This is a genomic window from Blastococcus sp. SYSU DS1021, from assembly GCF_054050995.1.
In genome coordinates this window covers 14,526-36,028 of the sequence record NZ_JBJHAL010000023.1, presented here as the reverse complement: position 1 = coordinate 36,028, position 21,503 = coordinate 14,526, and the positions used below count along the sequence as shown (strand labels likewise).

Genomic DNA, 21,503 nt, shown 5'->3' with positions numbered 1-21,503 from the left:
CATCGCAGCGAGGAACGAGCGAGGAGCGGAGCGCCCCGCGGGAGCGACATGTGACGGAGGGACGCCGTGAGCGAGCCGCTGGTCATCGGGTTCGAGACCTCGTGCGACGAGACCGGCGTGGGCATCGTCCGCGGGCACACCCTGCTCGCCGATGCGCTGGCCACCTCGATGGCCGAGCACGAGCGCTTCGGCGGCGTCGTCCCGGAGATCGCCTCCCGCGCGCACCTGGAGGCGATGGTGCCGACGGTGCACCGGGCGCTGGCCGACGCAGGTATCCGGGCCTCCGACATCGATGCGGTGGCGGTGACCTCGGGTCCCGGCCTGACCGGCGCGCTGCTGGTCGGGGTCGCGGCCGCGAAGGCGTACGCACTGGCGCTGGGGAAGCCGCTCTACGGGGTCAACCACCTGGCCGCGCACGTCGCCGTCGACGAGCTCCAGCACGGGCCGCTCGCCGAGCCGTCGATCGCGATGCTCGTCTCCGGCGGCCACAGCTCGCTGCTGCTGGTGCCCGACCTGGCGCAGGAGGTGCAGTCGCTGGGGCGCACCATCGACGACGCGGCCGGGGAGGCGTTCGACAAGGTCGCCCGCGTGCTGGGGCTGCCGTTCCCGGGCGGTCCACCGATCGACAAGGCCGCGCGTGAGGGGGACCCGCACGCCATCGCGTTCCCGCGCGGGCTCACCGGTCCGCGCGACCCGGCCTACGACTTCTCCTTCTCCGGGCTGAAGACCGCCGTCGCCCGGTGGATCGAGGCCCGGGAGCGCGCCGGGGAGCCGGTGCCGGTGGCCGACGTGGCCGCCTCGTTCCAGGAGGCGGTCGCCGACGTGCTCACCGCCAAGGCCGTGCGCGCCTGCCGCGACCACGGCGTCGACCACCTCGTGCTGGGCGGGGGAGTGGCGGCCAACTCCCGGCTGCGCGCGCTGGCCGAGGAACGGTGCGCGAAGGCGGGCATCGTGCTGCGGGTGCCGAGCCCGAAGCTCTGCACCGACAACGGCGCGATGGTGGCGGCGCTCGGTTCGCGGCTGGTCGCCGCCGGGGTGGCGCCGTCCGCTCCGGACCTCGGGGCGGACAGCTCCCTGCCGATCGACGTCGTCAGCCGCTGAGAGAGGACCCCGCCCTCCCCACCCCTCGCAGGCTCGGGGCGGGCCCCTGGTCGGGGCCGACGGCTGGTCAGGTGGTGACGTCGCAGACCAGCGCGGTCGGGGCGCCGGCGACGCGGGTGACGACGACGATCGCGGTGCCGGGGGCGTCGGTGCGCAGCTGGCGGGCCAGGGTCTCCGGCTCGATCGCCGAGCCGCGCTTCTTCACCACGACCCGGCCCACCCCGCGGTCCCGCAGCAGCGCCTTGACCTTCTTCAGGTTGAACGGCAGCACCTCGTCGACCCGGTAGGAGCTGACCCAGGGGGAGTCCGCGCGGGTGTCGGTGGTCAGGTAGGCGATCGTCGGGTCGACCAGGTTCGCGCCGAGGTCGGCGGCGACGAGCGACACCAGGCCGGAGCGGATGACGGCGGGGTCGGGCTCGTGCAGCCAGCCGCGCACCGGGCCGGCCGGCGCGGGGCCGGGGTCGGCGTCCGCCGTCAGCTCGTGCACCTCGTCGTCGCGCAGCAGGGTGGCGCGACGCCACGTCGTCGACACCGCGGGGCCCCACAGCAGCGCCTCGACGATGGAACCGCCGACCGACACCCATTCGGCCTCGACCCCGTCGGGCACCCGCTCGTGGTCGAGCCCGGGGGCCACCTTCACCACCGAGGTGGGCACCCGGTCCAGCAGTTGGACGACGGTGGACCACGGCGGCGACCAGCGGTCGGGGTCCAGCAGCCGCCGCCCACCCGCCCGCCGGGCCGGGTCCAGGACGGCGGCCCCGCACCCGGCCACCTCCCCACCACGGGCGGCCGCCACCAGCTCCACCGCGTCGCCGGCGACCACCCAGACGTCGTCGTCGACGCCGAGCGCCTCGGCGTTCAGGGCGGTGAGCTCGCGCGCCACCGGGTCGACGTCGACGGCGAGCACCCGCGCGCCCGCGCGGGCGAGGGCGATCGTGTCGGTGCCGGCGGCGCACCCGAGGTCGGCGACGGAGTCGGCCCCTCCGGCCAGCAGGCGGGCTGCGCGCCGGGAGGCGAGCTCCGGACGTCCTGCCTGCTCGAGGGTGTCGCCGGTGAACAGCATCCGGTCCGCGTCGGCCCCGAACGTCGGCCGCGCCTTCTGCCGCTGCCGGGCGATGCCCCATGCCGGCCCGGCGAGATCGGTGCCCACCTCGGCGCGCAGCCGCGTCAGCGCGGTGACCGCATCGGTCCCCTCGTCCAGCAGCGTCGCCGCGCGCGACAGCGCCCTGGCGCCCTCCGGGGTCACCAGCGCGCGCAGCTGGCGCACGGTCTCGACGGTCTGCTCGTCGGTCGGCCGGTCCACCTGCACAGGGTGGCGCACGGGCTGGTCAGCCCCCACGTCACCCACCTCGGCGACCGGGTTGAGCGGCTGGCACTCTCCTGGGTAGAGTGCCAAACGACACGGGCTGGCGCCCGACCCCCGCGACGGCGGGTGCCCGGACCCCGTGCCACAGCATCGAACATCCCTGCCGTCCTACACCGAAGGGGGCGTCACCGACGTGACGACCGCTACCAAGGTCAGCATCAAGCCGCTGGAGGACCGCGTCGTGGTCCAGGCCAACGAGGCCGAGACCACCACCGCGTCCGGTCTGGTCATCCCGGACACCGCCAAGGAGAAGCCCCAGGAGGGCACCGTCGTCGCCGTCGGCCCCGGCCGCATCGACGACAACGGCAACCGCGTTCCGCTCGACGTGAACGTCGGCGACGTGGTCATCTACTCGAAGTACGGCGGCACCGAGGTCAAGTACGCCGGCGAGGAGTACCTCGTGCTCTCCGCCCGCGACCTGCTCGCCGTCGTGGAGAAGTAGAAGGACCCCCTCACCCCCACGCCTCGCTCCGCTCGCCGCGGGGCCCTGCGAGGGGGCCGTTCCAGCACGTTGCGTCCGCCCCGGCGACCCGAACACCGGGTCCCGGGGCGGTCGTCTTCGCCCAGCACTCCCTGATCGGAAGGGCCCATGGCCAAGATCATCAAGTTCAACGAGGATGCGCGCCGCGCCCTCGAACGCGGTGTCGACAAGCTCGCCGACGCCGTGAAGGTGACGATCGGCCCGCGTGGCCGCAACGTCGTCATCGACAAGAAGTTCGGCGCTCCCACCATCACCAACGACGGCGTCACCATCGCCCGCGAGGTGGAGCTCGAGGACCCGTACGAGAACCTCGGCGCCCAGCTGGCGAAGAGCGTCGCGACCAAGACCAACGACGTCGCCGGCGACGGCACCACCACCGCCACCGTGCTCGCCCAGGCGCTGGTGCACGAGGGCATGCGCAACGTCGCCGCCGGGGCCAACCCGATGGCGCTGGGCCGCGGTATGCGTGCCGCGGTCGACGCCGTGCACGCCGCGCTCGACGCCGCCGCCATCCCGGTCGAGAAGCGCGACGCGATCGCGGGTGTCGCCACCATCTCCGCCCAGGACGCCGAGGTCGGCGAGCTGATCGGCGAGGCGATGGAGCGCGTCGGCAAGGACGGCGTCATCACCGTCGAGGAGAGCAACACCCTGGACACCGAGCTCGACGTCACCGAGGGCGTCCAGTTCGACAAGGGCTACCTCTCGCCGTACTTCGTCACCGACCCCGAGGCCATGGAGGCCGTCCTCGAGGACGCCCTCGTGCTGCTGGTCAGCGGCAAGATCAGTGCTCTGGCCGACCTGCTGCCGCTGCTGGAGAAGGTGCTGTCGACCGGCGGCCGCCCGCTGCTGATCGTCGCCGAGGACGTCGAGGGCGAGGCGCTGTCCACGCTGGTCGTCAACTCGATCCGCAAGACCATCAAGGTCGTCGCCGTGAAGTCGCCCTACTTCGGCGACCGGCGCACGGCGTTCATGACCGACCTCGCCGTCGTCACCGGCGGTCAGGTGGTCAGCGAGGACGTCGGCCTCAAGCTCGACCAGGTGGGCCTGGAGGTGCTCGGCACCGCGCGCCGGGTCACCGTGACCAAGGACGCGACGACCATCGTCGACGGCGGCGGCACGTCGGAGACCATCGGCGACCGCGTCGCGCAGATCCGCCGCGAGATCGACGCGACCGACTCCGACTGGGACCGCGAGAAGCTGCAGGAGCGGCTGGCCAAGCTGGCCGGCGGCATCGGCGTCATCCGGGTCGGCGCGGCCACCGAGGTGGAGCTCAAGGAGCGCAAGCACCGCATCGAGGACGCCATCGCCGCCACCCGCGCGGCGGTGGAAGAGGGCGTGATCCCCGGCGGTGGCTCGGCGCTGGTGCACGCCGCGAGCGCGATCGACGCCCTCGAGCTGACCGGCGACGAGCTGACCGGCGCGCGCGCCGTCCGCACCGCGCTGGAGGCCCCGCTGGTGCAGATCGCCGACAACGCCGGGTTCGAGGGCCGCGTCGTCGTCGCCAAGGTGCGCGACCTCGGCACCGGGAACGGCTTCAACGCCGCGACCGGTGAGTACGGCGACCTGGCCGGGCAGGGGGTCATCGACCCGGTGAAGGTCACCAAGGCCGCGCTGGGCAACGCCGTCTCGATCGCGGCGATGGTCCTGACGACCGACTCCGCCGTCGTCGAGGCTCCCGAGGAGGAGCACGACCACGACGGCGGTGGGCACCACACCCACGGCCACTCGCACGGCCACGGGCACAGCCACTGAGAAAGGACCCCGTCCTCCTCGCCGCTAGCACGCTCGCGGCGAGCCTCTGGACGGGGCCGGGGTCCTGGCTCACCGTCGACCGTGAGCCAGGACCCCACCGGCTGAGCCCGGACGGTGCTCGCGCCGTCCGGGCACACGAGAGGGCCCGGTCCAGGACTTCCTGGACCGGGCCCTCTCGGCGTTCGTGGCGGGGTGCTACACCCCCGCGGCCACGGCGGCGGGCTCGGTGGCGATCAGCCGGGCCCGCTCCTCCTCGCTCATCCCGCCCCAGACCCCGTAGGGCTCGCGGACGGCCAGCGCGTGCTTGAGGCACGCGTCGACGACCGGGCAGCGCGCGCAGACGGCCTTCGCCGCTGACTGCCGTCGCGCCCGGGCCGGCCCCCGCTCGCCGTCGGGGTGGAAGAAGAGGGACGTGTTCTCGCCACGGCAGGCGCCGTGCAGCTGCCAGTCCCAGACCTCGGCCACGGGCGTCGGGAGTCTGCGGATGTCGGCCATGTCTCCTCCAGGACTCGGTTGAGCCGGAGGGGGCTGTCCGGCTGCAAGGGGCCGGGTGCCCTCGCCGTCCCACGTCCAAACACAGCCGATTCGCAACTTTTCCCAGGTGCGCCCTGCGTCACCTCCGCGTGCGGCGCTCACCCCCGGGGGTGAGGGCGTCTGTTCCCCCGGTCGGGAGTCGATCAAGGTGGCTCCAGGTCGCGCTGGCGTCCGGGAGGGGGAGAAACCCGGACCGGTCGCGTGACCAGCGCGGAGGTGGGGGGCCCGGTGGGCCCTCCACCCGAGCGACACCCGGCCGGGTGCCTTCCCCGGCCGGCGGGGGGACCCGGCCGCCGCGCGGCCGGGGAGAGCGAGGAGCAGGCGTGATCGACGACAGGATGCGCGCACCCGTGCACGGCGCGACCGTGTGGGTGTACGACGAGCGACGGCGGGTCCGTGACGACGTCGCCTCGCGGCTGGTCGCCCTGCCCTTCGTCGGCCGGGTGGAGGTGGTCGGCGACGCGCAGTCGCTCATGGCCCGCCTCGCCACCCGCACCCCCGACGTGCTCGTCGTGGGCACCCAGCGGGCCGTGGACACCGGGCTGTCCGCCGCCACGCAGGCGCTCCGGTCCCACCCGGGGCTCCCGGTGCTGGTGCTCGGCGCTCCCGATGACGCCGACAGCGTGCGGGCTGCCGTGGCCTTCGGGGCCCGCGGCTACCTGCGCTGGGACGCCACCCCGATCGAGATGGGGCTCGGGCTCTCCCGCGTGGGGCTGCGTGCCGACGGACGGATCCCGCAGCAGGCGACGGCCTCCGTGGCCGCGTGGAGCGGTGCGGCGCCGCTCGCCGGCTCCGCGCCCACCACGGTGCGGTCCACCGTGCGTGACGCCGCCCCGGCCGTGGCGCTGTCCATGCGCGAGATGCAGGTGCTCACCGGGATGAGCCAGGGCAAGAGCAACGCCCAGATCGGCCGGGAGCTCTACCTGTCCGAGGACACCATCAAGACCCACGCCCGGCGGCTGTTCCGGAAGCTGGGCGCCAAGGACCGCGCCGAGGCGGTGGCCACCGGCTTCCGCCGCGGCATCATGACCTGAGCGGTCACCCGACCGACGCACGCGCTGAGGGCCGTCTCCCGAGCCGGGAGGCGGCCCTCGACGCGTTCTCGACGGAGGCATTCACGCCCTCGGGGGAACGGCGCCCGGCCCGGGGTGGTCGCGCCGAGTGGGCCCGGAGGGTCCGCGCAGGCGCGACGGACGCGCTCAGCCCAGCTGGGGGACGGCAAGTGGCCGCGGTGCGGTCCGGAGGACCGCAGTGTCACAGCTCTAGTCGTCGCGGGCGTGGCGCCCGGTGCGCCGGCCGCTGGGCTCGTCCCGCTCGGCGAGCGCCGCGACACCGTCGGCGTACCCGCTGGCGTAGTCCCAGCTGACGTAGTCGTCGGGGTTCGGGTCGAACGGCGGCTCGTGCCGGCCGGTCTGCCCCTCGTCCAGCAGCTGGCGCAGGTTCGCCTGCATCAGCGCCCAGTCGACGTGGTGCTCCTCCTCGCAGTCAGGGCAGTCGACCACGATGCCCTTGATGCCGGTCGGCTCCAGGAGGGTGCGGAAGACCTCGAGCTCGGCCAGGTCGTCGAGGACCCCGGCCCGCTCCTCCATCGAGAGCGGCGGAGGGGCTGGGCCGTCGGCGGAACTGAAGTCCGGCCCGAAGGCGTCGTCGAACGAAGACACGGTCACACGGTAGCCGCCGAGCGGGCGGCGCACCGCCTCCTCCGCGCCGCCGCCTACGATCGGGGCAGGTCCCGCGCGCCCGTGAGGTGTGTCGACCGGTGTCCGACCCGATCCGCGCCGAAGGGTGGCCGCGCACATGCAGCCCGACTCCGTGACCGAGCTGCCGGCGAAGTTCGCCCGCCTCGGTCTCACCTACGACGACGTCCTGCTCATCCCCGGGGCGTCCGACGTCGTCCCGGCGGAGGTGGACACCAGCAGCCGGGTGACCCGGCGCATCACCCTGGCGGTCCCGCTGCTGTCCAGCGCGATGGACACCGTCACCGAGGCCCGCATGGCGATCGCCATGGCGCGGGTCGGCGGCATGGGCGTGCTGCACCGCAACCTCTCCGCCGAGGAGCAGGCCGGCCAGGTCGACCTGGTCAAGCGGTCGGAGGCCGGCATGGTCACCAACCCGGTCACCTGCTCGCCCGACAACACGCTCGCCGAGGTCGACGCGCTCTCGGCGCGCTACCGCATCTCCGGGGCGCCGGTCGTCGACGCCGACGGCGTCCTGCTCGGGATCGTCACCAATCGGGACATGCGCTTCGAGACCGACATGAACCGGCTCGTGCGCGACGTCATGACGCCGATGCCGCTGGTCACCGCGCCGGTCGGGGTCGACCCGGACACCGCCCTGGGCCTGCTCTCCCAGCACAAGATCGAGAAGCTGCCGCTGGTCGACGACGCCGGCCGGCTGCGCGGGCTGATCACCGTGAAGGACTTCGTCAAGCGCGACCAGTTCCCGAACTCCACCAAGGACGCCGACGGGCGACTGGTCGTCGGGGCGGCGCTGGGCGTCGGCGAGGACGCCTACAAGCGGGCCGGCCTGCTGGTCGACGCCGGCGTCGACGTGCTCGTCGTCGACACCGCGCACGGCCATCAGCGCGCGGTGCTGGAGATGGTCGCCCGCGTGAAGCAGGAGTTCGGCGGCGATGCCGGGGTGGAGGTCGTCGGCGGCAACGTCGCCACCCGCGCCGGTGCGCAGGCACTGGTCGACGCCGGGGTCGACGCGGTCAAGGTCGGCGTCGGACCGGGTTCGATCTGCACCACCCGCGTGGTCGCCGGCGTCGGCGTCCCGCAGATCAGCGCCATCTACGAGGCGTGGCTGGCCGCCGGCCCGGCGGGGGTCCCGGTCATCGCCGACGGCGGGCTGCAGTACTCCGGCGACATCGCCAAGGCCCTGGTGGCCGGCGCCGACACGGTGATGATCGGTGGTCTGTTCGCCGGCGTCGAGGAGGCGCCGGGCGAGCTGGTCTTCATGAATGGCAAGCAGTACAAGACCTACCGGGGCATGGGGAGCCTGGGCGCCATGCAGAAGCGCGGCAACCAGTCGTTCAGCCGCGACCGGTACTTCGCCGACGACGTCCTCTCCGACGACAAGCTCGTGCCGGAGGGCATCGAGGGCCAGGTGCCCTACCGCGGCGCGCTGGCCGGCGTGGCGCACCAGCTCGTGGGTGGCCTGCAGGCCTCCATGGGCTACGCCGGAGCGGCCACCATCGCCGACCTCAAGGAGCGCGGGCAGCTGACCCGCATCACCTCCGCGGGCCTGGTGGAGAGCCACCCCCACGACATCCAGATGACCGTCGAAGCCCCCAACTACCGGGGTCGGTGACCGAGATGAGCGAACGGCACATGTCATCTAGTCAGTCCGTCGAGGCACCGAACCACCGGGGACGCTGGGCATGAACGTGCGCGACACCGTCGAGATCGGGCTGAACCGCTTCGCCCGCCGGGGCTACGACCTGGACGAGGTCTCCATCGTCCCCTCGCGGCGGACCCGTGACGTCGACGACGTCTCCACCGCCTGGCAGATCGACGCCTTCCGGTTCGACCTCCCGCTGGTGACCAGCCCGAGCGACGCCGTCGTCAGCCCGGCGACGGCGATCGCCGTGGGGCGCGCGGGTGGCCTGGGGGTGCTCAACGGCGAGGGGCTGTGGGCCCGCTACGACGACCCGGCGCCGGTCTACCGCGAGATCGCCGAGGCGGCCGCGGCCGGCGCTCCGCCGGTGGCGCTGCTGCAGAAGGTCTACGCCGAGCCGGTCAAGCCCGACCTCATCGCCGCCCGCATCAAGGAGATGGGCGACGCGGGGGTGACGACGGCGATCCGGATCTCCCCGCAGCACACCGAGCAGCTGGCCCCGGCCGCGCTCTCGGCGGGGGTGGACCTGCTCGTCATCCAGGGCACGATCGTGTCGGCCGAGCACGTGACCAGCCAGGGCGACGCGCTCAACCTCAAGGAGTTCATCGCCGACCTCGACGTCCCCGTGATCGTGGGCGGCGCGGCCAACTACACGACCGCGTTGCACCTGATGCGCACCGGCGCGGCCGGCGTCATCGTCGGAGTGGGCGGTGACACCTACTCGACGACCGACGCGGTCATGGGCATCCGCGTGCCCCTGGCCAGCGCCATCGCCGACGCCGCCGCCGCCCGCCGCGACTACCTCGACGAGACCGGTGGCCGGTACGTGCACGTCATCGCGAACGGCCGGATCGAGACCAGCGGTGCCATCGCCCGCGCGCTCGCCTGCGGTGCCGACGCCGTCCAGCTGGGGGAGCCGCTGCGGGTGGCCGCCGAGGCGCCGGCCGGTGGCGTGTGGTGGGACTCGGTGGCCGCCCACCCCCGTCTGCCGCGCGGATCAGCGTCGGCGCCCGTCGAGCCCTCGGGATCGCTGGAGCAGGTGCTGCTCGGACCGGCGGACTCCGCCGACGGCCGGACGAACCTGTTCGGGGCGCTCGCCCGCACCATGGCCAAGACCGGCTACTCCGACCTCAAGGAGTTCCAGCGGGTCGACCTCGTGATCGGCGGCTGAGCGTGGACTTCCCGACCGTCCTGGTCGTCGACTTCGGCGCCCAGTACGCGCAGCTCATCGCCCGGCGCATCCGCGAGGCCGGGGTCTACTCCGAGATCGTGTCGTCGGAGGTTCCCGCCGAGGAGATCGTCGCGCGCAAGCCGGCCGCGATCGTGCTCTCCGGCGGGCCGTCCAGCGTGTACGCCCCCGAGGCGCCGACGGTCGACCCGACGCTGTTCGAGTCCGGCGTCCCCGCCTTCGGCATCTGCTACGGCTTCCAGGCGATGGCCGCCTCGCTCGGCGGCACCGTCTCCCGCACCGGCGACCGGGAGTACGGCGGCACCCCGCTGACCGTCACCACGCAGGCGCGGCTGTTCGGCGACCTGCCGGTCGAGCAGAACGTGTGGATGAGCCACGGCGACGCCGTCAGCGCGGCCCCGCCCGGGTTCACCGTCACCGCGACGTCGACCGGTGCGCCGGTCGCCGCGTTCGAGGACGTCGACCGCCGGCTGGCTGGGGTGCAGTTCCACCCCGAGGTGCGGCACACCGCGCACGGGCAGACGGTGCTCGAGCACTTCCTGTTCGACATCGCGGGCCTCGAGCCGACGTGGACGATGAGCAACGTCGTCGACGAGCAGGTGGCGGCGATCCGCGAGCGGATCGGGGACCGGCGGGCGCTGTGCGCGCTCTCCGGCGGGGTCGACTCCGCCGTCGCCGCCGCGCTCGTCCAGCGGGCGATCGGTGACAGGCTCACCTGCGTCTACGTCGACCACGGGCTGATGCGGGCGGGCGAGACCGAGCAGATCGAGCGCGACTTCGCGGCGACCACCGGCGCGGACCTGCGGGTCGTCGACGCCAGCGAGCAGTTCCTCGCGGCGCTCGCCGGGGTGAGCGACCCGGAGGAGAAGCGGAAGATCATCGGCCGCGAGTTCATCCGGGTCTTCGAGCAGGCGGCCACCGACGTCGTCGCCGACGCCAAGGCGCACGGCGAGACGGTGGAGTTCCTGGTGCAGGGCACGCTCTACCCCGACGTCGTCGAGTCCGGCGGGGGGAGCGGGACGGCCAACATCAAGAGCCACCACAACGTCGGCGGGCTGCCCGAGGACCTCACCTTCACCCTCGTCGAGCCGCTGCGCACCCTGTTCAAGGACGAGGTGCGCGAGGTCGGCCGGCAGCTGGGCCTGCCCGACCGGCTGGTGCAGCGCCAGCCCTTCCCCGGGCCGGGGCTGGGCATCCGGATCGTCGGCGAGGTCACCCGCGAGCGGCTCGACGTGCTCCGCCGGGCCGACGCCATCGCCCGCGAGGAGCTCACCGCGGCCAAGCTGGACGACGAGATCTGGCAGTGCCCGGTGGTGCTGCTGGCCGACGTCCGCTCGGTCGGCGTGCAGGGCGACGGGCGCACCTACGGTCACCCGGTCGTGCTGCGCCCGGTGTCCAGCGAGGATGCCATGACCGCCGACTGGACCCGGCTGCCCTACGACGTCCTGGCGCGCATCTCCACCCGGATCACCAACGAGGTGGAGGAGATCAACCGGGTCACCCTGGACGTCACGAGCAAGCCGCCCGGCACCATCGAGTGGGAGTAAGGACCCCCTTCCTCCCCGACCCTCGCTCCGCTCGGGCCGGGTCCCTGGAAGGGGGCCGTTCCAGGACGTCACCTGGGTCGTTCCAGCGCCTCACGTCGCGGGCACCCGCACCGTGTGCGCGTCGGGTGGCGGTGTGCCGAACGCGTCCGGATCGCGCTGGGGAGGCGTCTCGGTGGTGAGGTCGGCGGCCTCGATCCGGTCCCAGCGGAACCAGCGCGGCGCGTCCCGCAGCCGGCACCAGGCCACGAGGTACCACCGGTCGCCGGTGCGTGCCAGCAGGTGCGGCTCCACCCGACGTCGGGAGACCGCGCCGCTGTCGTCGCGGTAGCGGATGGCGACCACCCGCCGGCGCAGGAGCGCTTCCTCGACGACGGACGCCGCCCCCGGTCGTCCTCGCTCGTCGCCGCGCACCCACACCCGGCCACCGAGCTCGCGGGCGGACTCCCGGGCACCTGGCCCCATGACATCGAGGACCTTCTCCAGCGCGGCACGGCCGTCCGCGGCGAACGGCGCCTCCGACGCACCGGCCAGCGCCACCGCCAGCGCCACGGCCTGCGCCGGGCTCAGGTTGACCGGCGGCAGGGAGGCCGTGGCGTCGAGCACGTAGCCGCCACCCGGCCCGGCGGTCGCCCAGATCGGCATCCCCGCCTGCTGCAGGGCGGAGACGTCCCGCTTGACCGTGCGCGGCGACACCTCCAGCCAGTCGGCCAGTCGCTGCGCCGTCCGTCCCCGTGCGCCGGCGCGGCGCAGCTCCTCCGAGATGGCGTGCATCCGGTCGGTCCGGTTCATGCCGGGATCCTGGCAGAAAACGGTGACAGGACGGTGTCACCAGCAGCCCGGCAGGGTGACCTCATGACCACCATCGCGCTCTTCCACTCCGTCCTCGGCGTCCGGCCCGGGATCACGGCGGCGGCCGAACGGCTCCGCTCCGCCGGGCACGACGTCCTGGTCGTCGACCAGTACGACGGGCTGGTCTTCGACGACTACGCATCGGCGATGGCCCACGTCGAGGAGGTCGGGTTCCCGGCGCTGATGGCCCGGGCGGTGGAGGCGGTGCGCCACCTGCCCGACGGGTTCCTCGCGGCCGGCTTCTCCAACGGCGCCGGCATGGCCGAGTACGTCGCCACCCAGCGGCGCTGCGCGGGGCTGCTGCTCTTCTCCGGGGCGTTGCCGGTGCAGGTGCTGGGAGCCGACCGCTGGCCGGACGGTGTGCCCGCGCAGCTGCACTACACCGAGGGCGATCCCTTCCGGGAGCAGGACTGGATCGACTCCGTGGTCGCCGACGCCCGGGGTGCGGGAGTCGAGATCGAGGTCCACGACTACCCGGGGACCGGCCACCTGTTCACCGACGTCAGCCTGCCCGGCGAGTACGACGCCGCCGCCTCCGAGCTGCTGTGGCGGCGGGTCCTCGAGTTCTGCGCGCGGGTGGCCGCCTGAGGTCCGCCCCCTCCGGAGACCCTCCGGAGGGGGCCTCGACCGGCAGGATCCCGGTCGGTGTGGTGGGGTCGTCGTCGGCCGTTGCAGTCGAGGACCCGGAGGACGAGTGAGTTTCGCTCCGTGGCCTCTCTGGCCGAGCCTGGGCGTGCTCGCCGCGATGGCCGTCGTCATCGTGGTCGCGGGGGTCCGGCTCACCCGTGTCGCCGACTCCCTGGCCGAGCGCACCGGCCTCGGTGACGCGATCGGGGGTGCCCTGCTGCTGGGGGCGGTCACCTCGCTGCCGGGGAACGTCACCGTGCTCACCGGCGCGATCGAGGGCGACCCGGGGTTCGCCCTGGCCAACCCGGTCGGCGGTATCGCGCTCCAGACGGTGTGGCTGGCGATCGCCGACCTCCTCTACCGCCGGGTGAACCTGGAGCACGCGGCGGCGTCGCTGCAGAACGTGCTGCAGTCGGTGCTGCTGAGCGCGATGCTCGCGGTTCCGGTGATCGCCTACGCCACGCCGGACCTCCGGCTGGGCTGGATCCACCCCATGACCCTGCTGATCCCCGTCCTCTACGCCTACGGGCTGACGCTGCTCCGGCGGATGCAGCGGGAGCCGATGTGGCAGCCGGTCCACACCGACCAGACCGCAGACGGGGACGAGGGCAACGGCAACGGCACCGGCAACGGGGACGGCGACGGGGACGGGGACGGCGACGGGAACGGGAACGGGAACGGCGACGAGCGCTCGACCGCCCGCCTGTGGGGCCTGCTCGCCGCGCTCGGGCTGGTGACCGGTGTCGCGGGCTGGATCGTGGGCCGGGCCGGGCTCAGTGTCATCGAGCGGGCCGACCTGGACAGCGGCGTCGTGGGATTCACCCTCACGACGGCGATCAGCTCCCTGCCCGAGCTCGTCGTGCTGCTGACCGCGGTGCGGATGGGCCAGCTGACCCTCGGCGTCGGCAACATCGTCGGCGGGAACGTCTACGACATCCTGATGATCTCGGTCGCCGACGTCGGCTACCTGGAGGGGCCGATCTACCGGGACGCCGGCCCGACCAGCCTGGTCCTCGTCGGCGGCACGCTGGTGATGACCGCGGTGCTCTCCGCAGGGCTGCTCATGCGCGACCGGAAGTGGATCGGCTTCGAGGGCGTGTCGATCCCGCTGATCTACGTGGGCACCGTCGCCCTGGCCGTCGTCGGGTAGCCGCCGCGAGCGCCGGGGGGGGGGGGGGGGGGGGGGGGGGGGGGGGGGGGGGGGGGGGGGGGGGGCGGGGGGGGGGGGGGGGGCGCCCCCCCCCCCCCCCCCCCCCCCCCCCCCCGGCGTCCACCCCTCCCGTCGGTCAGCGGCGGCCCCGCGCCTTCCGCAGCTCCTTCACCAGCAACGCGATCCCGGCACCGATCAGGACCAGCCAGAGCAGGCCACCGTCGTCCAGCAGGCCCAGGGCGAGGTCCACGCCGGCCATCGTCGTGATCGCCAGGAGCACGAAGACCAGGCCGGGCACCAGCGCGACGAGATCCGGCTTCCGCCGCTGCGGCGGCTGGGGCTGGTCCTCGGTCGCCAGCGGCGCCACCATCTGCCACTGCTGCTCCTGCCACGCCGTCGGCGTGGTCGGGAACTCGCTGTAATCAGCCACGGGACACCTCCACCTGTCCGATACCGGAGTCGATCTCGAGCACGATCTCGGCCTCGCCGTCGCCGGTCCACTCGGCCGCGCCCGTCCCGGGGTAGAAGCCGCCGCCGGACCCGAGGGAGCCGAGGACGTCGGACTCACCGAGCCCCTGGTCCACGCGGACGCGGGCGTCCGCGGAGGAGGGCAGGACGACCTCGACGTCGCCGACGCCGTGCTCCACGCGGATCTCGAGGGCGTCGGGCAGATCGGCCATGGGCACCTCGGAGAGGTCCACGGTGAGGTTGCCGACACCGCCCTCGTAGAGCTCGCGCACGTCCGCGACGGACTGCGGCCGGTACGTGCGGTCGCCCACCCCGGCGTCGTTCGGCGCCGCGTCGGCGATCGCCAGCGCCACCGCCAGGACGATGCCGAGGGTCAGCAGGCCGCCGCGCGCGGTGCGGCCCTGGCCGAACGCGGCGACGACGAGCCCGGCGCCGACCACGAGCAGGGCGGTCCCGAGGTAGCCGACGGCGCCGACGTCCCAGTCGGTGAGCTGGGCGATCAGCGCGAGCGCCCCGACGACGATCAGCAGGCAGGCGATCGTGAGACCGGGGACGGGGGAGCGGGGGCCGGCCGGTTCCCGGACGCGCGGTGCGGCGGGCTGCCCGGGCGACGGCTCGGCCGTCCCCTCCGGGCCGGCCGGCATGAGCAGCCAGAGCAGGAGGTAGACCAGCAGGCCGGTGCCGCCGGCGAGCGCGAGGGCGACGAAGCCGACCCGCCACAGCAGCGCGTCGATGCCGGTGTACTCGGCCAGGCCGCCGTTCACACCGCCGATGACCTTGTCGGTGCGGCTGCGGCGCAACTGGGGGCGGGCCGGTGGGCCGGGGGGCGGGGACCAGGCCGGTGGCTCCACCGTGGGCGGAGCCGGAGGGGGTGGTGAGGTCATGCCACAGAGCCTGCCCACCGGACGAGGCGGACACCATCAGGGAACCCCCCCAACCGACCCTGGTTCCTCTTCCGGGGTGATCACCGGTGTCGGCGGCGCCACGCCCGGTGCGACGATCGGTAGCGTGACCACCACCCTGCCGCCGCGCCCGCCGCTGGTGCGCCCGCGCGAGGGCCGGGTCGTCGCCGGCGTGGCGGCCGGAACCGCGGCCCACCTGCGCCAGGACCCCCTGGTGGTGCGGGTGGCCTTCGTGCTGCTGGCCACCACCGGGCTGGGCATCATCGGGTACGGGCTGCTCTGGATGACGATGCCGGTCGGCGCGCCCGGGGTCCCGGCGCCCGAGCCGCAGGGCTGGCGACCCGCCGGCGTCCGCCAGTGGGTCCTGCTGGCGGTCCTCGGCCTCGCCGCGGCGAGCCTGCTCGGTCAGCTCACGGCCTGGACCAGCAGTGACGTCGTCCTCCCGCTCGTCCTCCTCGTCGGCGGCCTGGCCGTGATCTGGCGGCAGCTGGACACCGACCGGACGCTCGCCGTGCCGGCGGCCCGCTGGGTGCTGGCCGGCGGGGTCGCCGTCGTGGGTGTCGGGCTCTTCCTCCTGCTGGCCACCACCGGTCAGCTGGCCAACGCCCGCAACGGCTTCGCCGCGACGCTGCTGATCCTCACCGGCGTCGTCCTGGCGACCGCACCGCTGTGGCGCCGGCTGCTCGACTCCCGCGCCGAGGAGCGCGCCGCGCGGATCCGGTCGGAGGAACGAGCCGCCGTCGCCGCGCACCTGCACGACTCGGTGCTGCAGACCCTGGCCCTGATCCAGCGCAACGCCGACGAGCCGCAGGCGGTGAGCCGGCTGGCCCGCAGCCAGGAGCGCGAGCTCCGGGCCTGGCTGTACGACCCGGCGGCCGTCCGCGAGGGCGGCACGTGGGCCGGGCTGGTGGCGGGCATGGTCGCCGAGGTGGAGGCGGACCACGCGCTGACCGTCGACCCCGTCGTGGTCGGCGACGCCCCCGTCGACGAGGAGCTGGCCGCGCTCGGCGCCGCGACCCGCGAGGCCCTGGTCAACGCGGCCAAGCACTCCGGCGTGCCGTCCGCGGACCTGTACACCGAGGTGACCGCCGACCAGGTGTCGGTGTTCGTCCGGGACCGCGGCAAGGGGTTCGACCCCGGCACGGTGCCCGACGACCGGCGCGGCCTGCGCGACTCGGTGCGCGGCCGGCTGGCCCGGCTGGGCGGCAGCACGCAGATCCGGTCGACGCCGGGGGAGGGGACCGAGGTGGAGCTGGTCCTGCCGAGGAAGGCCCTGGGCGGGCAGCGGCGGGAGCAGCGCGGCGAGGCGGCCGCGGACCGGGCGGGAGCACCGCAGCGAGGATCGAGAGTGGAGCGGACCAACCGCGGAGGTGGCCTGGGCATGCGAGCGGGGAGCGGTGCGCCGCACGGAAGCGAACAGGGAGGCCGGGCATGACCCCGCGGGTGTTCGTGGTGGACGACCACGCGATGGTGCGCACCGGGGTGCGGGCGGAGCTCGGCGACTCCGTGGCCGTCGTCGGGGAGGCGGCCGACGTCGCCGGCGCGGTCGAGGGCATCCGTGCCACCCGCCCCGATGTCGTGCTGCTGGACGTGCACATGCCCGGCGGGGGCGGGCGCGCGGTGCTGGAGACGCTGCGGGGCGAGCTGCCCGACGTGCGGTGGCTCGCGCTCTCGGTGTCCGACGCCGCCGAGGACGTCATCGCCGTCATCCGCGCCGGGGCGCGCGGCTACGTGACCAAGACGATCTCCGGGCCCGACCTGCTCGACGCCGTCCGCCGGGTCGCCGACGGCGACGTCGTCTTCAGCCCCCGGCTGGCCGGGTTCGTGCTGGACGCCTTCGCCGCCGGGGGCGCGGTCGCGCAGGCGCCGGCGGCCGAGGAGGCCAGCGACCCGGGGCTGGACCTGCTGAGCGCCCGCGAGCGGGAGGTCATGCAGCTGCTTGCCCGCGGCTACACCTACCGCGAGATCGGCTCCCGGCTGTTCATCTCGGTGAAGACGGTCGAGTCCCACGCCTCCAACGTGCTGCGGAAGCTGCAGCTGTCCAACCGCAACGAGCTCACCCGCTGGGCGGCGACCAACCGGCTGCTCTGACCGGCGACGACTGGCCGCTCCGCCGGCCCCCGGCCAGGATGTGTGGCGGACCACATCCCCGGGGAGAGGAGCTCCTTCGTGCTGCGCACCCTGTCGCGCCCGCTGGTGACCGGCGTCGAGAGGTACCTCCCGGGGGCCTTCGTCTTCGCCGTCGTCCTGACCGTGATCGTCGCCGTCCTCGCGCTGGTCTTCGGCGACATCGGTCCCGCCGAGCTGACCCGGGCGTGGGGCGACGGCCTCTCCGGCCTGCTGGCCTTCATGACGCAGGTGGCCCTCGTGCTCCTGCTCGGCTACACGCTGGCGCTCACGCGGCCGGTCAAGGCCGGGCTGACCCGCATCGCCGACGTCCCCAAGAGCCCCCGGGCGGCGTACGCCTTCGTGGCGCTCGTCTCGGCCCTCGCCTCGCTGATCAGCTTCGGGCTGGGGCTGGTGGTCGGCGGCGTCATCGCCCTCGAGGTCGGCCGGGCCGCCCGGCGTCGCGGCACGCGACTGCACTACCCGCTGCTGGTGGCCAGCGCCTACTCCGGCTTCGCCGTCTGGCACATGGGCTACAGCGCCACCGGCCCGCTGGCCGCGGCGACCCCGGGGAGCTTCGTCGAGGAGGCGATCGGCCGCACCATCCCGATCAGCGAGACGGTCTACTCGCCGTGGAACCTCATCGCGATCGTCGTCGCCGTCGCCGCGATCCTCGGCACGGTGGTGCTCCTGGCCCCCAAGGACAGGGACCGGGTCGTCCAGCTCCCCGAGCGGATGGGGACCGAGGAGCCCGACATCGAGCTGAAGACCCCGGGGACCCCGGCCGAGCGCCTGGAGGCCTCGCGGCTGGTCACCCTCGTCCCGGGTGTCGCCCTGCTCGTCTACCTCGGCGTCTACTTCGCGCAGGAGGGCTTCGACCTCACCCTCGACATCGTCAACTGGAGCTTCCTCGCGGCGATCCTGCTCATCGTGCGCAGCCCGGCGGAGCTGGCCGAGCTCGTCGGCGGAGCGGTGCGGACCGTCGGGGAGGTGCTGCTCCAGTACCCGCTCTACGCCGGGATCATCGGGATGATGACCGCCTCCGGGCTGGCGGCGCAGCTGAGCGGGTGGTTCACCGACATCGCCAGCCCCGGCAGCCTCGGGCTGATGGCCTTCCTCTCGGCCGGGCTGCTGAACCTGTTCGTGCCGAGCGGCGGCGGCCAGTTCGCCGTGCAGGCACCGATCTTCCTCGACGCCGCCGACTCCCTCGGCGTCGATCCGGCCGTCATCACCATGGCGATCGCCTACGGCGACCAGTGGACGAACATGATCCAGCCGTTCTGGGCCCTGCCGCTGCTCGCGGTGGCCGGGCTCGGCGTCCGCGACATCTTCGGGTTCACCGCGATCACCTGCCTGATCACCGGCATCGTCTTCGCCGGCACCCTGCTCGTGCTCGGCGGCGGCTGAGCGGCGCCGCCGCCGAGCACGGCCGTCAGCGGAAGTGGCTCTTCGGGATGACCCCGTGCACGCCGACGGTCCGGTCGACCACCTGGGAGACCTCGAAGTCGACCGCGGCGGACAGGTACGCGTAGGCGACGGCGCGGTCCATCCCGAGGTCGTTCTGCAGGAAGTCCAGGGCGTGCACCACCGCCCGCCGGTTGGCGACGTCGAGATCGCTGCCCTGCCCGAACCGGGCGCCGTCGGGGTCGGACAGGCCGATCGGCAGCCATGACTCCGGCGTCTCCCCGAACGGGTAGCGGAACGCCACCGAGGGGGCGTCGGAGGTGCCCGCGCGGCAGACGGTCAGCCGGAACGTGAGGCGCAGCGAGCCCTCGAGGGCGGTGAGGGCGACCTCGCCGCTGCCCATCGACATGTGCGGGTCCCCGACCGAGAAGAGCGCGCCGGCCGCGACGACCGGCACGTAGAACGCCGACCCCACACCGAGAAGGTTCACGTCGATGTTGCCGCCACCCACGGTGGGCGGGATGGAGTTGACCAGCGGGTCGTTGAGCGCCGTCGCGTCCCCGACCGTCGCCACCGCCATGAGGCCGGCGAAGGGGTCGACCGGCCAGGAGACCGTGCCCTTCGGCCCGCGCGGCAGGGCTGCCCGCACCACGCCGCCGCGGACCGCCAGCGGGGTGAAGTGCGAGACGTTGCCGTACCTCAGCGGGTCCCCGGTGCCGCGCCCGTCGGGCGTGGTGGGCATGACCTCGGCAGCGGTGATGTCGCCGGGGTCGGCGGCGAACGCCGCCGACAGCGCGCCCTTGCCGTGCCGGCTGGAGACGACGCCGTAGGGGACGCGGGGCAAGGCCGTCAGCAGTTCGATCTTGAGGACGTCGCCCGGGCGCGCGCCGTCGACGTGCACCGGCCCGGTGACCACATGCGGGCCGTCGGCGTCGAAGTTCCGTGGGTGCCGGGCGTACTCCGCCGCGATGGCGACGGCGTCGTCGAGCACCTCGCCCCGGGGCACCCCCTTGCTGCCGAACCAGGCCACCGGGTCGCGCCCCTGGTCCTCGAGGATCCCTTCGTGGCTGACGGTGTCGATGGTGATCGTCCCGCCCGACCGCAGGTGGGCCACCGGGGTGTCGGTGGTGCGCGGGAGGTAGCCCCACCGCACCTCGTCGGGTCGTGAGGGCAGGTAGACCTGGCCGTCGATCGGTCCCTTGCCCGGCTGGAGGACCTCCCGGGGCAGCCGCGTGCGCGGCGCGGGTGCGGCGGCCGCCGGACCCGCTGTCGCCGCCCCCGCGGCCAGCAGCGCCCCGGTGGCCAGGGCGGCCTGCACGAACCCGCGGCGGCCGAGCCCCCGCTCGAGGCGCTCGGCCGCCTCCTGCGGGTCGGGGGTGGTGCGGTCGTGCGAGGTGGTCGTCAACGTGTTCTCCCGGTGCCGGCGGTGGGCGTCGGGGGAGTTCTACGGGCCCGGTGTTGCGTCCACGTGGCGCCGACGGGACGCCGTGTTACGAGCTCGTTCCGCCCGCCGTCGAGCGCTCGGGAGCGAAGGCGGCGCGCCGGAAGGCGTCGAACAGCGGCGGTGGCTGCGGGGAGGCCCACATCTGGTTGGTCAGCAGGACGGCCGTCGTGCCGGTGACCGGGTCGGTCCACCACGTGCTGCCCAGGCCGCCGTCCCAGCCGTAGGACCCGGCGTGCCGCCCGTCCGCCTCGTCGGTGCGGCGGACGCCGATACCCAGCCCCCATCCGCCGCCCTCCTCGTCCACCGGGCCGACCTGATCGGTGGTCATGGCGCGGACCGCGCCCTCGCTCAACACCCGGGGCCCGTCGGGAGCGCACCCTCGCGTCTCCAGCGCGCAGGCGAGAGCGGCCAGGTCGCCGACCGTGGAGACCAGGCCGTCGGCGCCGTCGGGGAACGCGGGTGCCGACGACCACTGGCCGTCCACCGGGTCGTAGAGCTCCCGCACGCCATCGGGCCCCGGCGGCGTCCAGTGCGGCCCCAGCCGGTGGCGGGCCGCCGCCGGCACCCCGAAACCGGTGCTGCGCATCCCCGTCGGCCGGAGGATCCGCTCGTCCAGGACCGCGGGCAGCGGCCGCCCCGCGGCGCGCGACACCAGGACGCCGAGCACGCTGGCGCCCACGTGGTAGAGCCAGCGCCTGCCGGGCTGGTGGGCCAGCGGGACTGTGCCGAGCAGCCGCATCCACTCGTCCGGCTCCGGTGCGGCCCGGGGCGCCGGGGGTCCCACGGGCAGCCCCGCTGCGGCGAGCGCGGCCACCGTGGGGGACGGCCAGGGCGCGGTGAAGTCCAGGCCGAGCCCCAGCCGGAGGGTGAGGACGTCTCGGAGCGTGATCGGCCGCTCGGCCGGCACGGTCCCGGCGTCCGGGTCGGTGGGATCGACCAGGACCCGACGGGCGGCGAGCTCGGGGAGGAGTGCGTCGACGGGCTCGTCGAGGGCGAGGACGCCGTCGTCCACGAGCGCCATGGCCGCCGCGGCGACGACCGGCTTGGTCACGGAGGAGATGCGGAACACGGTGTCCGGGCGCACGGCGTCGCCGGTGCCGGGCGCGTGCACGCCCGCTGCGCCGCTGGAGACGGGTTCGCCGTGCCGGCCTACCCACCACGCGGCGCCCGGCACCTCCCCGGCGGCGACCGCCCCGGCCACCGCGTCCTCGATCCGGTCTGCGCGCTCTCTGCCACCGTCCACG

The 21,503-nt window shown here is 74.3% G+C and carries 20 protein-coding genes; 12 read left to right on the top strand and 8 right to left on the bottom strand.

Annotation, left to right across the window (positions count from 1 at the left end):
* The first annotated feature begins 66 nt into the window (after positions 1-66).
* Positions 67-1,101: a tRNA (adenosine(37)-N6)-threonylcarbamoyltransferase complex transferase subunit TsaD gene (tsaD, locus tag ACI8AP_RS16300; protein WP_456590412.1), complete on the top strand. Its 1,035-nt coding sequence runs from the start codon at positions 67-69 to the stop codon at positions 1,099-1,101.
* A gap of 67 nt (positions 1,102-1,168) precedes the next feature.
* On the opposite strand, the gene ACI8AP_RS16295 is transcribed toward tsaD, so the two are convergent.
* Positions 1,169-2,404 (bottom strand): THUMP-like domain-containing protein, encoded by a 1,236-nt coding sequence (locus tag ACI8AP_RS16295; RefSeq protein WP_456590411.1) that lies wholly within the window; start codon positions 2,402-2,404, stop codon positions 1,169-1,171.
* Between the two features lie 196 nt (positions 2,405-2,600).
* Here ACI8AP_RS16295 and groES point away from each other — a divergent pair, with 196 nt between their 5' ends.
* Together groES and groL are read left to right on the top strand one after the other, a co-directional pair.
* On the top strand, positions 2,601-2,909 hold the full coding sequence (gene groES, locus ACI8AP_RS16290; RefSeq protein WP_014377938.1) for a co-chaperone GroES: 309 nt from the start codon (positions 2,601-2,603) through the stop codon (positions 2,907-2,909).
* Between the two features lie 147 nt (positions 2,910-3,056).
* Complete coding sequence (gene groL / locus ACI8AP_RS16285; protein ID WP_456590410.1) at positions 3,057-4,700, top strand: chaperonin GroEL; 1,644 nt, start codon at positions 3,057-3,059, stop codon at positions 4,698-4,700.
* A 195-nt stretch (positions 4,701-4,895) separates the two neighbouring features.
* On the opposite strand, the gene ACI8AP_RS16280 is transcribed toward groL, so the two are convergent.
* A complete protein-coding gene (locus tag ACI8AP_RS16280) occupies positions 4,896-5,165 on the bottom strand; it encodes a WhiB family transcriptional regulator (RefSeq protein ID WP_456590409.1) in 270 nt (89 codons plus the stop codon).
* A 392-nt stretch (positions 5,166-5,557) separates the two neighbouring features.
* Between ACI8AP_RS16280 and ACI8AP_RS16275 the strand changes: the two genes are divergently transcribed.
* Positions 5,558-6,268 carry a response regulator transcription factor gene (locus ACI8AP_RS16275; RefSeq protein WP_456590408.1) on the top strand — a complete coding sequence of 237 codons (711 nt, stop codon included), beginning with the start codon at positions 5,558-5,560 and terminating at the stop codon, positions 6,266-6,268.
* Between the two features lie 228 nt (positions 6,269-6,496).
* Here ACI8AP_RS16275 and ACI8AP_RS16270 read toward each other — a convergent pair whose 3' ends face one another.
* A complete protein-coding gene (locus ACI8AP_RS16270) occupies positions 6,497-6,895 on the bottom strand; it encodes a DUF5319 family protein (RefSeq protein WP_456590407.1) in 399 nt (132 codons plus the stop codon).
* A gap of 136 nt (positions 6,896-7,031) precedes the next feature.
* On the opposite strand from ACI8AP_RS16270, the gene guaB reads away from it, so the two are divergent.
* The 3 genes from guaB to guaA all read left to right on the top strand — a co-directional run bounded on the left by guaB (position 7,032) and on the right by guaA (position 11,309).
* A complete protein-coding gene (gene guaB / locus ACI8AP_RS16265; protein ID WP_456590406.1) occupies positions 7,032-8,546 on the top strand; it encodes an IMP dehydrogenase in 1,515 nt (504 codons plus the stop codon).
* A gap of 70 nt (positions 8,547-8,616) precedes the next feature.
* On the top strand, positions 8,617-9,744 hold the full coding sequence (locus tag ACI8AP_RS16260) for a GuaB3 family IMP dehydrogenase-related protein (RefSeq protein ID WP_456590405.1): 1,128 nt from the start codon (positions 8,617-8,619) through the stop codon (positions 9,742-9,744).
* A gap of 2 nt (positions 9,745-9,746) precedes the next feature.
* Positions 9,747-11,309, top strand: a complete 1,563-nt coding sequence (gene guaA / locus ACI8AP_RS16255) for a glutamine-hydrolyzing GMP synthase (protein ID WP_456590404.1) — start codon at positions 9,747-9,749, stop codon at positions 11,307-11,309.
* Positions 11,310-11,399: 90 nt separating this feature from the next.
* Here guaA and ACI8AP_RS16250 read toward each other — a convergent pair whose 3' ends face one another.
* A complete protein-coding gene (locus ACI8AP_RS16250; protein WP_456590403.1) occupies positions 11,400-12,098 on the bottom strand; it encodes a helix-turn-helix transcriptional regulator in 699 nt (232 codons plus the stop codon).
* Between the two features lie 63 nt (positions 12,099-12,161).
* Between ACI8AP_RS16250 and ACI8AP_RS16245 the strand changes: the two genes are divergently transcribed.
* Complete coding sequence (locus tag ACI8AP_RS16245) at positions 12,162-12,746, top strand: dienelactone hydrolase family protein (RefSeq protein WP_456590402.1); 585 nt, start codon at positions 12,162-12,164, stop codon at positions 12,744-12,746.
* Between the two features lie 106 nt (positions 12,747-12,852).
* The gene (locus tag ACI8AP_RS16240) at positions 12,853-13,935 is read left to right on the top strand and encodes a sodium:calcium antiporter (RefSeq protein WP_456590401.1); all 1,083 of its coding nucleotides are present in this window, start codon (positions 12,853-12,855) and stop codon (positions 13,933-13,935) included.
* A 136-nt stretch (positions 13,936-14,071) separates the two neighbouring features.
* Here the strand turns inward: ACI8AP_RS16240 and ACI8AP_RS16235 are convergent, their stop codons facing one another.
* Both ACI8AP_RS16235 and ACI8AP_RS16230 read right to left on the bottom strand, forming a co-directional pair.
* The gene (locus tag ACI8AP_RS16235) at positions 14,072-14,365 is read right to left on the bottom strand and encodes a hypothetical protein (RefSeq protein ID WP_456590400.1); all 294 of its coding nucleotides are present in this window, start codon (positions 14,363-14,365) and stop codon (positions 14,072-14,074) included.
* Positions 14,358-15,287 (bottom strand): PspC domain-containing protein, encoded by a 930-nt coding sequence (locus tag ACI8AP_RS16230; RefSeq protein WP_456590399.1) that lies wholly within the window; start codon positions 15,285-15,287, stop codon positions 14,358-14,360. Before ACI8AP_RS16230 ends, ACI8AP_RS16235 begins: the two co-directional genes overlap by 8 nt.
* 124 nt (positions 15,288-15,411) lie before the next feature.
* On the opposite strand from ACI8AP_RS16230, the gene ACI8AP_RS16225 reads away from it, so the two are divergent.
* The 3 genes from ACI8AP_RS16225 to ACI8AP_RS16215 all read left to right on the top strand — a co-directional run bounded on the left by ACI8AP_RS16225 (position 15,412) and on the right by ACI8AP_RS16215 (position 18,818).
* On the top strand, positions 15,412-16,740 hold the full coding sequence (locus ACI8AP_RS16225) for an ATP-binding protein (RefSeq protein ID WP_456590398.1): 1,329 nt from the start codon (positions 15,412-15,414) through the stop codon (positions 16,738-16,740).
* Positions 16,737-17,396: a response regulator gene (locus tag ACI8AP_RS16220; RefSeq protein ID WP_456590397.1), complete on the top strand. Its 660-nt coding sequence runs from the start codon at positions 16,737-16,739 to the stop codon at positions 17,394-17,396. Before ACI8AP_RS16225 ends, ACI8AP_RS16220 begins: the two co-directional genes overlap by 4 nt.
* Before the next feature lie 78 nt (positions 17,397-17,474).
* Positions 17,475-18,818, top strand: a complete 1,344-nt coding sequence (locus ACI8AP_RS16215; protein WP_456590396.1) for a short-chain fatty acid transporter — start codon at positions 17,475-17,477, stop codon at positions 18,816-18,818.
* Positions 18,819-18,843: 25 nt separating this feature from the next.
* Here ACI8AP_RS16215 and ACI8AP_RS16210 read toward each other — a convergent pair whose 3' ends face one another.
* Both ACI8AP_RS16210 and ACI8AP_RS16205 read right to left on the bottom strand, forming a co-directional pair.
* Positions 18,844-20,220 carry an acetamidase/formamidase family protein gene (locus ACI8AP_RS16210; RefSeq protein WP_456590395.1) on the bottom strand — a complete coding sequence of 459 codons (1,377 nt, stop codon included), beginning with the start codon at positions 20,218-20,220 and terminating at the stop codon, positions 18,844-18,846.
* A gap of 85 nt (positions 20,221-20,305) precedes the next feature.
* Positions 20,306-21,502: a serine hydrolase domain-containing protein gene (locus ACI8AP_RS16205; protein ID WP_456590394.1), complete on the bottom strand. Its 1,197-nt coding sequence runs from the start codon at positions 21,500-21,502 to the stop codon at positions 20,306-20,308.
* Position 21,503: the final 1 nt, after the last annotated feature.

Coding starts and splice junctions, on each gene's coding strand:
- ACI8AP_RS16220 (WP_456590397.1), top strand. CDS start 16,737: ATGACCCCGCGGGTGTTCGTGGTGGACGACCACGCGATGGTGCGCACC.
- ACI8AP_RS16245 (WP_456590402.1), top strand. CDS start 12,162: ATGACCACCATCGCGCTCTTCCACTCCGTCCTCGGCGTCCGGCCCGGG.
- guaB (WP_456590406.1), top strand. CDS start 7,032: ATGCAGCCCGACTCCGTGACCGAGCTGCCGGCGAAGTTCGCCCGCCTC.
- ACI8AP_RS16230 (WP_456590399.1), bottom strand. CDS start 15,287: ATGACCTCACCACCCCCTCCGGCTCCGCCCACGGTGGAGCCACCGGCC.
- ACI8AP_RS16250 (WP_456590403.1), bottom strand. CDS start 12,098: ATGAACCGGACCGACCGGATGCACGCCATCTCGGAGGAGCTGCGCCGC.
- groL (WP_456590410.1), top strand. CDS start 3,057: ATGGCCAAGATCATCAAGTTCAACGAGGATGCGCGCCGCGCCCTCGAA.
- ACI8AP_RS16260 (WP_456590405.1), top strand. CDS start 8,617: ATGAACGTGCGCGACACCGTCGAGATCGGGCTGAACCGCTTCGCCCGC.